Annotated in this window: 11 protein-coding genes; 9 read left to right on the top strand and 2 right to left on the bottom strand. The window is 64.6% G+C overall.

Features of this window, described 5'->3' with window-relative positions:
- The gene (locus tag QQK95_RS06435; protein ID WP_284269990.1) at positions 1-861 is read right to left on the bottom strand and encodes a MurR/RpiR family transcriptional regulator; all 861 of its coding nucleotides are present in this window, start codon (positions 859-861) and stop codon (positions 1-3) included.
- A gap of 165 nt (positions 862-1,026) precedes the next feature.
- Here QQK95_RS06435 and murA point away from each other — a divergent pair, with 165 nt between their 5' ends.
- The 9 genes from murA (at position 1,027) to QQK95_RS06390 (ending at position 11,639) form a co-directional block, all read left to right on the top strand.
- On the top strand, positions 1,027-2,283 hold the full coding sequence (gene murA, locus QQK95_RS06430) for a UDP-N-acetylglucosamine 1-carboxyvinyltransferase (RefSeq protein WP_284269989.1): 1,257 nt from the start codon (positions 1,027-1,029) through the stop codon (positions 2,281-2,283).
- Complete coding sequence (locus tag QQK95_RS06425; RefSeq protein WP_284269987.1) at positions 2,280-3,164, top strand: glucosamine kinase nucleotide-binding domain-containing protein; 885 nt, start codon at positions 2,280-2,282, stop codon at positions 3,162-3,164. The genes murA and QQK95_RS06425 overlap by 4 nt, the downstream gene beginning before the upstream one ends.
- A gap of 161 nt (positions 3,165-3,325) precedes the next feature.
- A complete protein-coding gene (gene murQ / locus QQK95_RS06420) occupies positions 3,326-4,249 on the top strand; it encodes an N-acetylmuramic acid 6-phosphate etherase (RefSeq protein ID WP_284269985.1) in 924 nt (307 codons plus the stop codon).
- Between the two features lie 149 nt (positions 4,250-4,398).
- Positions 4,399-5,919, top strand: coding sequence for an ABC transporter substrate-binding protein (locus tag QQK95_RS06415; protein WP_284269983.1), 1,521 nt, complete (start codon positions 4,399-4,401; stop codon positions 5,917-5,919).
- A 34-nt stretch (positions 5,920-5,953) separates the two neighbouring features.
- Positions 5,954-6,913: an ABC transporter permease gene (locus QQK95_RS06410; RefSeq protein ID WP_284269980.1), complete on the top strand. Its 960-nt coding sequence runs from the start codon at positions 5,954-5,956 to the stop codon at positions 6,911-6,913.
- On the top strand, positions 6,913-7,752 hold the full coding sequence (locus QQK95_RS06405) for an ABC transporter permease (RefSeq protein ID WP_284269978.1): 840 nt from the start codon (positions 6,913-6,915) through the stop codon (positions 7,750-7,752). Before QQK95_RS06410 ends, QQK95_RS06405 begins: the two co-directional genes overlap by 1 nt.
- Entirely contained in the window at positions 7,749-9,497 is a 1,749-nt protein-coding gene (locus QQK95_RS06400; RefSeq protein WP_284269976.1) for an ABC transporter ATP-binding protein, read from the top strand. The genes QQK95_RS06405 and QQK95_RS06400 overlap by 4 nt, the downstream gene beginning before the upstream one ends.
- Positions 9,494-10,513, top strand: coding sequence for a serine hydrolase domain-containing protein (locus tag QQK95_RS06395; protein WP_284269974.1), 1,020 nt, complete (start codon positions 9,494-9,496; stop codon positions 10,511-10,513). The genes QQK95_RS06400 and QQK95_RS06395 overlap by 4 nt, the downstream gene beginning before the upstream one ends.
- A 10-nt stretch (positions 10,514-10,523) precedes the next feature.
- A complete protein-coding gene (locus QQK95_RS06390) occupies positions 10,524-11,639 on the top strand; it encodes an anhydro-N-acetylmuramic acid kinase (RefSeq protein WP_284269972.1) in 1,116 nt (371 codons plus the stop codon).
- Here the strand turns inward: QQK95_RS06390 and QQK95_RS06385 are convergent.
- Entirely contained in the window at positions 11,636-12,058 is a 423-nt protein-coding gene (locus QQK95_RS06385) for a GNAT family N-acetyltransferase (protein WP_284269970.1), read from the bottom strand. The two genes, QQK95_RS06390 and QQK95_RS06385, sit on opposite strands and share 4 nt — an antisense overlap.
- Between the last annotated feature and the right edge of the window lie 60 nt (positions 12,059-12,118).

Here is a 12,118-nt window from a genome sequence, read left to right as displayed (position 1 = left end):
TTACGAGGACCGCTCGGCCTTCAGCACCGAGACCGCCGCTTCGCTGTTGTGCACATAGTCGTTGGCGTCCGGCTGCTTCTGCAGCAGGAGGATGAACAACAGATCGGTCAGCGTCAGCTGCGCGTCGCGCGCGGTGATGGATGAGGAGCGCGCACGCTCCTCATCGGCTATGGTGTAGAGGCGGATGTCGGCGACCCGGCTCAGCGGATTGTCGTGCAGGCCGGTGACGGCGATCACCGTCGTGCCGCGCTTGGCGGCGAGCTCGGCGATGCGCAAGGTTTCGATGCTGGCGCCGGAATAGGAGAGCGCGAACAGCACGTCGCCAGGCCCGAGCGTCGCGGCATTGGCCATCTGGATGTGGCTGTCGCTGTCATGCAGCACGTTGCGGCCGAGCTTCATCAGCTTATAGGAGAAATCGCGCGCCACCAGCGAGGAGGCGCCGACACCGACCAGATGGATGCGGCGCGCGCCGTCCAGCAGTTCCAGCGTCCGGGAAATGATGCGCTCGCTGTTGGCGGCGACGGTCTGCTGCATCGACAGAAGCTTGCTGCCGATCAGCTTCTTGAGGATGACCGGATAGGTGTCGCCGACCTCGATCGAACCATGGATGACGCCGGCCGGCACCTGCCAGTCCTGCGCCTTGGCCTCGCTGACGGCGAGCTTGAGCTCCTGGTAGCTGGCATAGCCGAGCTTCTGGCTGAACTTGACGACGCTCGACTGGCTGCGGCCGATCTCGGCCGCAAGCGCTGCCGTCGACAGGCGCAGCATCTGGTCGGGGTTGTCGACGATGTACTGGCCGATCTCGCGATCGCCGGGCGCCATGCCGTCGAGCTTCGCGTTGATCTTCTTGAGAATGGACATGAACCCTCTGGTGCGCTTCTGCGTTCCAAGGAATAAAATATTCCAATTTCGATTGACAGCCAAGAACGCAGAATTAATTCTCGAGCCGGCCAGGGCCGGGAATCGAACGGCTCCCCCGGAGAGGCCGGACCGCCGCCCGGGCTTTCGTGACAAAAGGGTTCAGCCATGGACAGATTGCGGATCGTCGGCGGACGAAGACTGGAAGGCGCGGTCACCATTTCCGGCGCCAAGAACGCTGCCTTGCCGCAGATCGCGGCCGCCCTTCTCAGCCCCTACCCACTCGAACTGACCAATCTGCCAGATGTGACCGATGTCGAGAACATGCTGGGCGTGGTGCGGCTGCACGGCGCCGAGGTGACGCGATCGGCCCATGCCGCGACGATCGATACGAGTGCGGCGGTTTCGAAGGAAACGTCTTATGACACGGTGCGCAAAATGCGCGCGACGGTGCTCGTGCTGGCGCCGTTGCTGGCCCGGTTCGGCCATGCCCGGGTTTCACTGCCGGGCGGCTGCGCGATCGGTGCGCGGCCGGTCGACATGCATGTCGCCGCCCTCGCCGCACTCGGCGCCAAGATCGCCATCGAGAACGGCTTGATAGTCGCCTCGGCGCCGAACGGTCTGACCGGGACGCGCATCGTCCTCAGTTCGCCGTCCGTCGGAGCAACGGAAACCGCCATGATGGCCGCTGCCGCGGCCAAGGGCGAAACCGAGATCCTCAACGCGGCGCGCGAGCCGGAAGTGGCCGATCTCGCCGCTTGCCTCAACGCCATGGGGGCGCGCATCGAGGGCGCCGGCACGCACCGCATCCTGATCGCCGGCGACACAGGCTGGCACGCGGCCAGGCACGACATCATCCCGGACCGCATCGAGGCCGGCACTTATGCCATCGCCGCGGCGATCACCGGCGGCCAGCTTGAACTCACCCACGCCCGGCTCGAGCATATGGCCTCGGTGGTGCAATTGCTGGAAGCCACCGGCGTCAGCGTCTGGCCCGGCGATCGCGGGCTCATCGTGTCGCGCGAGCGGCCGCTCAAGGCCGCCGATCTCACGACGGAACCCTATCCGGGGTTTCCGACCGACCTGCAGGCGCAATTCATGGCGCTGATGTGCTGTGCCGAGGGTGCGTCGCTGCTGCGTGAAACCATCTTCGAGAACCGTTTCATGCATGTGCCCGAACTGATGCGGCTCGGCGCCAACATCAAGCTGCAAGGCACGATGGCGCTGGTGCGCGGGGGCGAGAAGCTGCATGGCGCGCAGGTGATGGCCACCGACCTGCGCGCTTCGGTGTCGCTGGTGCTTGCCGCGCTGGTCAGCGAAGGCGAGACGATCATCAACCGCGTCTATCATCTCGATCGCGGCTATGAGCAACTGGACCGCAAGCTGCGTCTATGCGGTGCCGATATCGAGCGGCTGAGCGCATGAGCAGCCCATACTATTTTCTCGGCGTCGACGGCGGCGGCACCGGCTGCCGGGCTCGCATAGAGGATGCGGAGGGAATCGTGCTGGGACAAGGCCTGTCCGGCCCGGCGACAACGCGGCTCGGCATCGACGCGGCCTGGGCCTCCATAGCCAAAGCCTTTGGCGCGGCGATCGAGGAGGCTGGCTTTGGACCGACCGAGGCCGCTCGGATTCGCGCCGGCATCGGGCTTGCCGGTATCGGCCGCAAGGGTGCGCTGGAAGCGTTGCGGGCGATCGCCCACCCCTTCGCCAGCATCGATTTCGTCAGCGACGGCGTCGGAGCCTGCCTGGGCGCGCATTCCGGCCAGGACGGCGCCATCGTCATTGCCGGCACCGGCTCGATCGGTCTCGGCTTTGTCGAAGGACGCGACCTGCGCGTCGGCGGCTACGGTTTTCCGATCTCCGACGAAGGCAGCGGCGCCCACCTTGGGCTGAAAGCCGTGCAACTGGCGTTGCGCGGCCATGACGGCCGGCACGAGCGGACGGCGCTGCTGGCGGAGGTGATGCAACGTTTCGAGGGTGACCCGATGGCAGCGGTCGCCTGGATGGACCGCGCCAGCGCCACGGATTACGCCGCTCTGGCGCCGATGGTGATGCGCCATGCCGATCAGGGCGATCCGGCCGGACGGCGGATCGTGCAGAGTGCCGCCGGGCAGATCGACACGCTGGTGCGGGTGCTGTTTGAAAAAGGCGCGCCGCGCGTGACCTTGCTGGGCGGTCTCGCCAGCCCGCTCGAACCCTGGCTTTCGCCCGATGTTCGGCGCCGCCTGAAGCCCGCCGACGGCGACGCCGTGTCCGGGGCGATCATCCTTGCCAAGAGATCGCTCCGCGCAGGGCAGGCTTAGCGGAGACAGGAATAAAATATTCCACTATCCTGTTGACGTTACGAATATCCAATTCTAGAAAGTTAACAAAGAAAACTGTGATGACGGATCAAACGTCCGTGTGCCCTGGCGCCCGTTGAGCCATGCCGGACGCCGGCAGCAGAATTTTTGAAAGCACTGGAATGACCGAGCAAGGTTTGATGTCTGAGCTGGACCTGCTGGTTTCCGAAGGCCGCAACCCGCGGACGATGGATATCGACCTGCTGCCGACCATCGATGTGCTGCGCAAGATCAATGACGAGGACAGGATTGTCCCGGCGGCTGTCGAAAAGGTGCTGCCGGCAATCGCCGCGGCAGTCGACCGCATCGTGCTTGCCTTCCAGAAAGGCGCGCGTCTGATCTATATCGGCGCCGGCACCAGCGGCCGGCTTGGAGTTCTCGATGCGTCGGAGTGCCCGCCCACTTTCGGCGTACCCGAAGACATGGTGATCGGCCTGATCGCCGGTGGTCCCGACGCTTTGGTGCGATCGACGGAAGGTGCCGAGGACGACCCAAAAATGGGCGCGCGGGCGTTGCAGGAGATTAGGCTCACACCGGACGACGTCGTGGTGGGCATCGCGGTCAGCGGGCGCACGCCTTACGTCATCGGCGGACTGAATTATGCGAAGCAGGTCGGCGCGACAACGGTTGCCCTGTCCTGCAATCCGGCATCGACCATTGCCGGCATCGCCGACATCGCCATCTCGCCGGTCGTCGGCCCGGAAGTGCTCACCGGCTCTACCCGGCTGAAATCCGGAACGGCGCAGAAGCTGGTGCTCAACATGCTGACCACGGCCTCGATGATCCGCATCGGCAAGAGCTATGAGAATCTGATGGTGGACCTCAACCCGTCCAACAAGAAGCTGGTCGCGAGAGCCATCAGGATCGTCATGCAGACCACCGGCTGCACGGCGCAGCGGGCCAAACAGGTGCTCGCCCAGTCAGGCAATGATGTAAAGCTGGCGATCCTGGTGGCGATCACCGGCTTCGATGTCGAGGCGGCACGGGCCGCCCTCGGCGAGGCAGGAGGATTCCTGCGAAAGGCAATCAGCGACAGGACCGCATGAAGCCGCACGGGACAAGACGGCAAGAAGCCGCTTTAGACAAGACGGCGTGAAGCCGCATAGACTGGGCCGATACTCCAAAGCATGTGTGTCTTGGAAGCGGTCCGTAGAAACTGCAAGGCATCAAGTTCAAATCATAATGGGAGACGAGAATGGTTCACCTCACAAGAAAGCTGCTGTCGGGCATAACGCTGGCCGCGATGCTCGGCGTGGCCGTGGTTTCAACACAAGCGAATGCCGCGACGCTGCACATGGCCTGGTCACAGGACGCCACGGGACTTGACCCGCACAAGCAGACGGCCTTTTCGTCGCTGCGGCTCCTGGAACTGATCTATGAGCCGCTGGTGCGCGTCGATGCCAGCCTGCAGATCATTCCGGCAATCGCCACCTCCTGGGAATTCTCCAAGGACGGCAAGATGCTGACCTTCAAGCTCGATCCCAAGGCGAAATTCCAGGACGGCACCGCCGTCACTTCGGCCGACGTCAAGGCCTCGTTCGAGCGCATCCTCGACGAGAAGACTGGTGCGGCCGCCCGCGCCAACTTCCTGTCGATCGCCGGCATCGACACGCCCGATGCGGCAACTGTCGTGTTCCACCTGTCACAGCCCGACGTGCCGATCCTGACGGCGATGAGCGACGTCAACGCGGCGATCGTGCCGGCCAGCGAAATCAAGGCTGGCTCGATCGGCACCAAGGCGCTCGGCTCGGGCCCGTTCAAGCTCGACAAATGGGATCCCAACGCTAAGGAGGTGCTCAGCGCCAACAAGGACTGGGCCGGCGGCGCGACCGGCGTCGACGGCATCGAGATCAGCGTGCTGCCGGACGAAGCGGCGATCCTTGCCGCCATGCGCACCAAGCAGATCGATTTCGCGCTGCTCAACGACCCGCTGGTCGCCACTCTGGTGCCGAAGGAGGCCAGCCTGCAGCTGAACCGCGTGCCGGTGCTTGCCTATCACGTGCTGCAGCTCAACCCGTCGCGCAAGCCGATGACCGAGCTCAAGGTGCGCCAGGCGATCTCCTGCGCCATCGACCGGCAAGAGGTGCTGGATACCGCATCGCTCGGCGAGGGCAAGGTCACGGGACCGCTGACCATCCCGGCGCTGGCGACCGATCCGAGCCAGCTGTTCTGCTACAAGCGCGATGTCGAAAAGGCCAAGAAGCTGATGGCAGAGGCCGGCTTTGCCGATGGCTTTTCGGCAACCGTGATCGGCGCCACCGGCGAGCCGCCGACGGCGGCGGCGGAGGCGCAGGTCATCCAGTCGCAGCTCGCCGAAATCGGCGTCAAGCTCGACATCAAGATGATGGAGCTCAACGTCTATGTCGACGCCTGGCTGAAGGGTGATTTCGACATGGCGATCGCGCTCAATGGCGGCCGCGCCGACCCCTACACCATGTACAACCGCTACTGGACCAAGGCCGGCAATCTGCAGAAGGTGGCCAACTACATCGACGACACGCTGGACAGCCAGATGCAGCAGGGCCGCGCCGAGACCGACCCGGCCAAACGCAAGGCGATCTTCGGCAAATTCGAGAAGCACCTCGCGGAAATGTCGCCGTGGATCTGGCTCTACACGTCTTACAGCTACACGGCCCAGCAGAAGAACATCGCCGGCTTCGTGCCGACGCCGACCGGCACGCTGTTCAGCCTGAGCAAGGTTACCATCCAGCAGTAGCCCTGTCAGGCATTGGGCGAGAGGACTTCTTCGCGTGAACTATCTGATGCGACGACTGGCGACGTTTCCTCTCGTCCTGCTTGGCGTGTCCATCCTGGTCTTCGTGGCGATCCGGATGGTGCCAGGCGATTCGATCACGGCGATGCTGGGCACTGAAGCCGGCCTGCTGACGCCGGCGCAGCGGGATTCGCTCGCCGCCTATTTCGGCATCGACCAGCCCTGGTTCATCCAGTACTGGCGCTGGATCGGCGGCATCCTGCACGGCAATTTCGGCATTTCCGTCACCTATGGCAGGCCGGTGCTCGACGTCATCCTCGAACGCTTCCCGCTGACGCTGGAATTGGCTCTGCTGTCGATGATCATCGCGCTTGCCGTCGGCATGCCGGCCGGCATCTACGCCGCCACGCATAATGAAAAACCGTCCGATCTTGGGGTCCGCATCGTCGCCATGATCGGCCAGTCGACGCCGAGCTTCGTGCTTGGCCTGCTGATCATCTACGCGCTGTCGGCCGGCTTTGGCGTGCTGCCGGCGATGGGCGAATTCGCGCCGCTCTGGCAGGATCCCTTGCGCAATCTCAGCCAGTTGATCCTGCCCGCCATCACGCTGGGTTTCGCCTTCGCTGCGTCGGTCACGCGCATATCGCGTTCGGCGATGCTCGACGTTTTGAGCGACGACTATGTGCGCACCGCGCGCAGCAAGGGGGCGTCGGCGCGCAGCGTCATCTGGCGGCATGCGCTCCCCAACGCGCTGATCCCGGTGGTGACGCTGAGCGGCATCGAGTTCGGCTATCTCCTGGGTGGTGCCGTCATCGTCGAGCAGATCTATGCTTTGCCGGGCCTCGGACGCATGGTGCTGGACGCCATCCTGCAGCGCGACTACGCGCTGGTGCAGGGAGCCGTGCTGTTCATCGCCTTCAACTTCATGATCGTCAATCTCCTGGTCGACCTCGCCTATGTCGCGCTCGATCCGCGCATCCGGCTGGGAGAGCAGTGATGCGCATCCTGCGCGCCATTTTCGGGCATGGCAGCGGCCGCATCGGCGGCGTCATCGTCGGCGTCTATTTGCTGATTGCCATTCTCGGCCTGGTCGGGCTGACGCCGCACAACCCGATCACGCAGTTCCGCGTCGACCGGCTGCACGCGCCCAATGGCGCCTACTGGATGGGCACCGACCTCTTCGGGCGCGACGTGGCCAGCCGCTTGATGGCCGGCATCGGGCAATCCTTCACCGTCGCCTTCTTCTCGGTGGCCTTCGCCACCCTTGCCGGCACAGTGCTCGGGCTGGCGGCCGCCTGGCTCGGACGCCGCTGGGATGGCGTGGTGATGCGCATCATGGATGTGTTGCTGGCCTTCCCGGCAATCCTTCTGGCGCTGCTCATCGTCACCGTCGCCGGGCCGGGCACATGGACCAGCGTCGTCGCCATCGGCATCGTCTACACGCCGATCTTCACGCGCGTGGTGCGCGGCCCTGCCCTGTCGCTCAAGGCACGCGAATTCGTCGACGCCGCGCGCACTTTCGGCAGCAGTTCCAGCTACATAGTCACGCGCCATCTGCTGCTCAATCTGGTGGCGCCATTGACCGTGCAGGTGACGCTGGCGCTGGCCTGGGCGCTGCTCACCGAAGCCGGCTTGAGCTTCCTCGGCCTCGGCACGCAGCCGCCCGCCGCCTCGCTCGGGCTGATGCTGAGCGACAGCCGCAATCTGATGGAGACCGCGCCCTGGCTGATGATTTTTCCGGGCCTGACCATCATGATCAGCATCCTCGGCTTCAACCTGCTGGGTGATGCCTTGCGCGATATCCTCGACCCCAGGATGCGGAGGGTGCCGGCATGACGCCGCTGCTGTCCGTCCGGGATCTGCGCGTCGGCTTTGGCCGCGATCCGCAAGCCAATGAGGTGGTGCGCGGCGTCAGCTTCGACATTGCCGATGGCGAAACGCTGGCCATTGTCGGCGAAAGCGGCTCCGGCAAATCCGTCACCGCGCTGTCGATCAACCGGCTGATCGATTTCGGCGGCGGCCGCATCACCGGCGGCGCGATGACGCTGAAACGGGCCGACGGCAGCCTCTTCGACCTGACAACTGCCGCAGAACCGCAGCTCCGTGCCATTCGCGGCGCGGAGATCGGCATGATCTTCCAGGAGCCGATGACTTCGCTCAACCCGGTGCTGACCATCGGCACGCAGATCGAGGAATCGTTTCGCCTGCACCGCGGCCTGACCGGCCGGCAAGCCACGGCGGCGGCCAAGGAGGCGCTCGACCGCGTGCGTATTCCCGATGCCGCGCGACGGCTGAAATACACGCCAAACCAGCTGTCGGGCGGCATGCTGCAAAGGGTGATGATCGCGATTGCACTGGCCTGCAATCCACGCCTGCTGATCGCCGACGAGCCGACCACCGCGCTCGACGTCACCGTGCAGGCGCAGATCATGGCGCTGCTTGCCGAGTTGAAGCGCGAGACCGGCATGTCTGTCATCTTCATCACCCATGATATTGGCCTGGTCGCCGGCATCGCCGACAAGGTGATGGTGATGCAGAACGGGCAGGCCGCGGAGCAAGGTGAGCTGAGCCAGATCCTCGACAGGCCGCGGCACCCCTACACACAGCACCTGCTGCACGCCGTGCCGCATTTCGCCAATGGAAGCGCGACGCGAGTGGACGGGCAGCGCGACAGGGGTGAAAGCACGGAGCCGGCCTTGAAGGTCGACGGCCTGGTGGTACGCTTTCCCCTCAAGAGCAATTTCTTCAGCCGCGCCACCGGCGCCGTGCACGCCGTCGATGGCGTCGATTTCGACCTGATGCCGGGCGAGACGCTGGCCATCGTCGGCGAGAGCGGCTCGGGCAAGTCCACCACCGCAAAGGCGGTGCTCGGTTTGGTGCGCTCGACGCGCGGCAGCTTCTCGGTGGGTTCTCGAAAGGCTTCGGCCGAGCGCAGTGCCAAGCCCGTGCAGATGGTGTTTCAGAATCCCTATGCCTCGCTCAATCCGAGGCTGGCCATCGAGAGCATCCTGGCCGAACCGGTGATCGCCAACGGTGGTCGTATGGATAGCGAAACACGCGCAAAGATGGCGAGCTTGCTGGAACGTGTCGGCCTGCCCGTGAATAGCCTTCAGCGCTATCCGCATGAATTCTCGGGCGGCCAGCGGCAAAGGCTGTGCATTGCCCGCGCGCTGATGCTCAACCCGTCCGTGGTGGTTCTGGACGAAGCGGTGTCGGCGCTCGATGTCTCGGTGCAGGCCAAGGTGCTGGAGCTGCTGGTCGAATTGCAGCGCGAGTTCGGTTTGGCCTATCTCTTCATCTCGCACGACATGGCGGTGGTCGAACGGATCGCGCACCGCATCGCCGTCATCTATGCAGGCCAGATCGTCGAGATCGGCGACGCGGCCTCGGTGCTGTCGAAGCCGCAGCACTCCTATACGAAGAAACTGATCGCCGCCGTTCCGACCATCGACCGGCGGCGCGAGCATTTCGAAATCGATACACGCCAGGTGCCCTCGCTGGTGCGGCCGCAAGGGTTTGAACCGGCGCCGGCGCGGTGGGAGCGGTTCGGGCCGGATCATCGAGCGAGGGTTGAGGCGTGACTTCAGTTCTTTCCACCGATCTTCAACAGCTCTTCGACCGCGCTTTCCAACCACTCGCAACAGCGGTGTCAACCAAGCGAATTCCCGGCGGCGTGCTCGGCATTGTCGACAAGAACAGCCACCGCATCGTCAGGGCGATCGGCTCGGCACAACTCGTGCCCAAGCAGCGGCCGATGAGCGTCGATACCTGGTTCGACCTGGCATCGCTGACCAAGGTCATCTTCACCACGCCTCGCATCCTGGCGCTGGCGGAAGATGGCGTCATCGATCTCGACGCACCGCTGATCTCGGTGCTGCCCGACCTTCGCCAGTACGATCAATCGGCGTGGGAGCGGAAGGTGACGTTTCGCCAGTGCCTCGGCCATCAAACGACGTTTCCGGCCGTCGAGCCGATCTACACCTACGGACGCGACCCCGACCTGCTGCGTACCTTCATCCTGCAGCGCGAATGGAGAGCCCGTGAGCCCGTCTATTCCGATATCAATTTCATCCTGCTCGGCTTTGCCCTCGAGCGGCTGTCGGGCATGACGATCCGCGACATGGATCCCGGCCCCAGCTTTGCCTGGTCCACGGAACCCGATGCCTCAGCCGCGACGGAGGATTGCACCTGGCGACATCGCGTTCTATCGGGCGAGGTGCACGACGATAATTGCTCGGCGCTGCAAGGTGCTGGTCATGCCGGGCTGTTCGGCACGGCGGCTTCGGTGCTGGATTTCGCGCAAGGGCTGCTGGATGGTACAGGTGCCAGCGACCGTTCGATCGCGCTGATGCGCACGCCCTTGTCCGCCACCCGCACGCATGGCTGGGAGCACCCCAATGAGGGCTGGTCCGGCGGGGCCTTGTGCAGCCCGGGAACCATCGGCCATACCGGCTTTACGGGCACCGGATTGTGGATCGATTTCGACAAGGGCAAGGCTTGGACCTTGCTCACCAACCGGATCCATCCGACACGTCATTTCGACAGCGGAATCGCTCAGCTTCGGCAGACGATCGGCGATCTCGTCAATGGACTTTAGGAGCTAGATGATGGAACCAATCTGGGCCGTCGGCCTGATGACCGGCACGGTGCTTGACGGCAATATCGACGTCGCGCTGATCAAGACCGATGGCGAGCGCATCGATAATTTCGGCACCTACCGGCTGATGCCCTATCCCCAATCGATCCGCTCGCTGCTGGAAGAGACGCTGACGGCGGCGCGGGCCTGGAATTTTGTCGGGCCGGAACCGGCGATCTTCCGCAAGGCCGAGGAAGCGCTGACGCGTGCCCAGTCGGCGGCGGTCAGGGAATTGGTCGAAGGCTACGGCATGACCATGGCCGATATCGGCGTCGTCGGCTTTCACGGTCAGACGGTGCTGCATCGCGCGCCGCAGGTGGGACGGCTCGGCCAGACGCGGCAATTGGGTGACGGCGAGCTGATGCATTCCCTGTTGGGCACCAAGGTCGCCTACGATTTCCGCTCGGCCGACATGCGCGCCGGCGGGCAAGGCGCCCCGCTGGCCGCCGCCTATCACACCGCGCTGATGCGCAGCGCCGGCGCAAGCGGCGAGGTGGCCGTGCTCAATCTCGGCGGCGTCGCAAACATCACCTGGTGGGATGGCGCCGACAATGTCGTTGCCTTCGACACCGGTCCGGCCAATGCGCCGCTCAACGATTTCATCAAGTCGAAGGGGCTCGGCGACATGGATCGCGACGGCGCGCTTGGCCGTGCGGGCACGGTCGACGAAGCAAGGCTCGCCAAGCTGTTGCAGCATCCTTATCTCAGCAAGCCCTACCCCAAGTCGCTGGACCGTTTCGATTTCGGCGCAGCCATGGCCGACGGACTCAATGCCGAGGATGGTGCCGCCCTGCTCACCGCCTTCACGGCCGGCGCCGTCGGCAAGGCGCTCGACCTCTTGCCGAGCCGGCCGAAAAAACTGGTGGTCAGCGGTGGCGGCCGCCACAACCCGACGATGATGGCAATGCTGGCCAGCCGCGCCGGCGTCGAGGTGGTGCAGGCGGAAAGCCTCGGCTGGAGCGGCGATGCGGTGGAGGCCGAGTGTTTTGCCTTCCTGGCGGTGCGCGTGCTCCGCGGCCTGCCGATCAGTTTTCCAAGCACCACCGGCGCGCCGCAGCCGATGCGCGGCGGAAGGCTGGCCGGTTAAGCCAGCCTCTTCTGCAGGAAGATGCGGCTGCGGCCGACGGGGAAATCGGCCAGCGTACCGAAGGACTGATAGCCCTGGCGCTGGTAGACCTTGGCGGCGTTGGGATTGAAGGTATCGATCCAGGCATTGCTGCAGCCGCGCGAGATCGCCTCCTGTTCGGCCGCATCCAGCATCCGGCCAGCCATGTGCTGGCCACGCAGCCTTTCATCGACCCACAGCCATTGCACGTAGAGCCAGCCCCAGGCGGTGTAGCCCGAAATGCCGGCGACGACCGCGCCATTCTCGTCGCGCACGAACACAGCGAGCGCCTTTCTTTCGGATGCGCCGACATCGCCGTCGTTGAATGCCGTCAGCTGTTCGGCGAGAAAGGCGAGGTCTGCCGGCAAGGGGTTTGCCGTTGTTTCGAGTGTCGTGTTCATGGCTCTTTCCAGAAGGCTCGGCTGGATGCGGTGAATGGCTACGGAGCGTGAGGCTCTCGG

The organism is Mesorhizobium huakuii, from assembly GCF_030160235.1.
Lineage (GTDB): Bacteria > Pseudomonadota > Alphaproteobacteria > Rhizobiales > Rhizobiaceae > Mesorhizobium > Mesorhizobium huakuii.
This window is presented reverse-complemented; position numbering and strand designations above follow the sequence as displayed.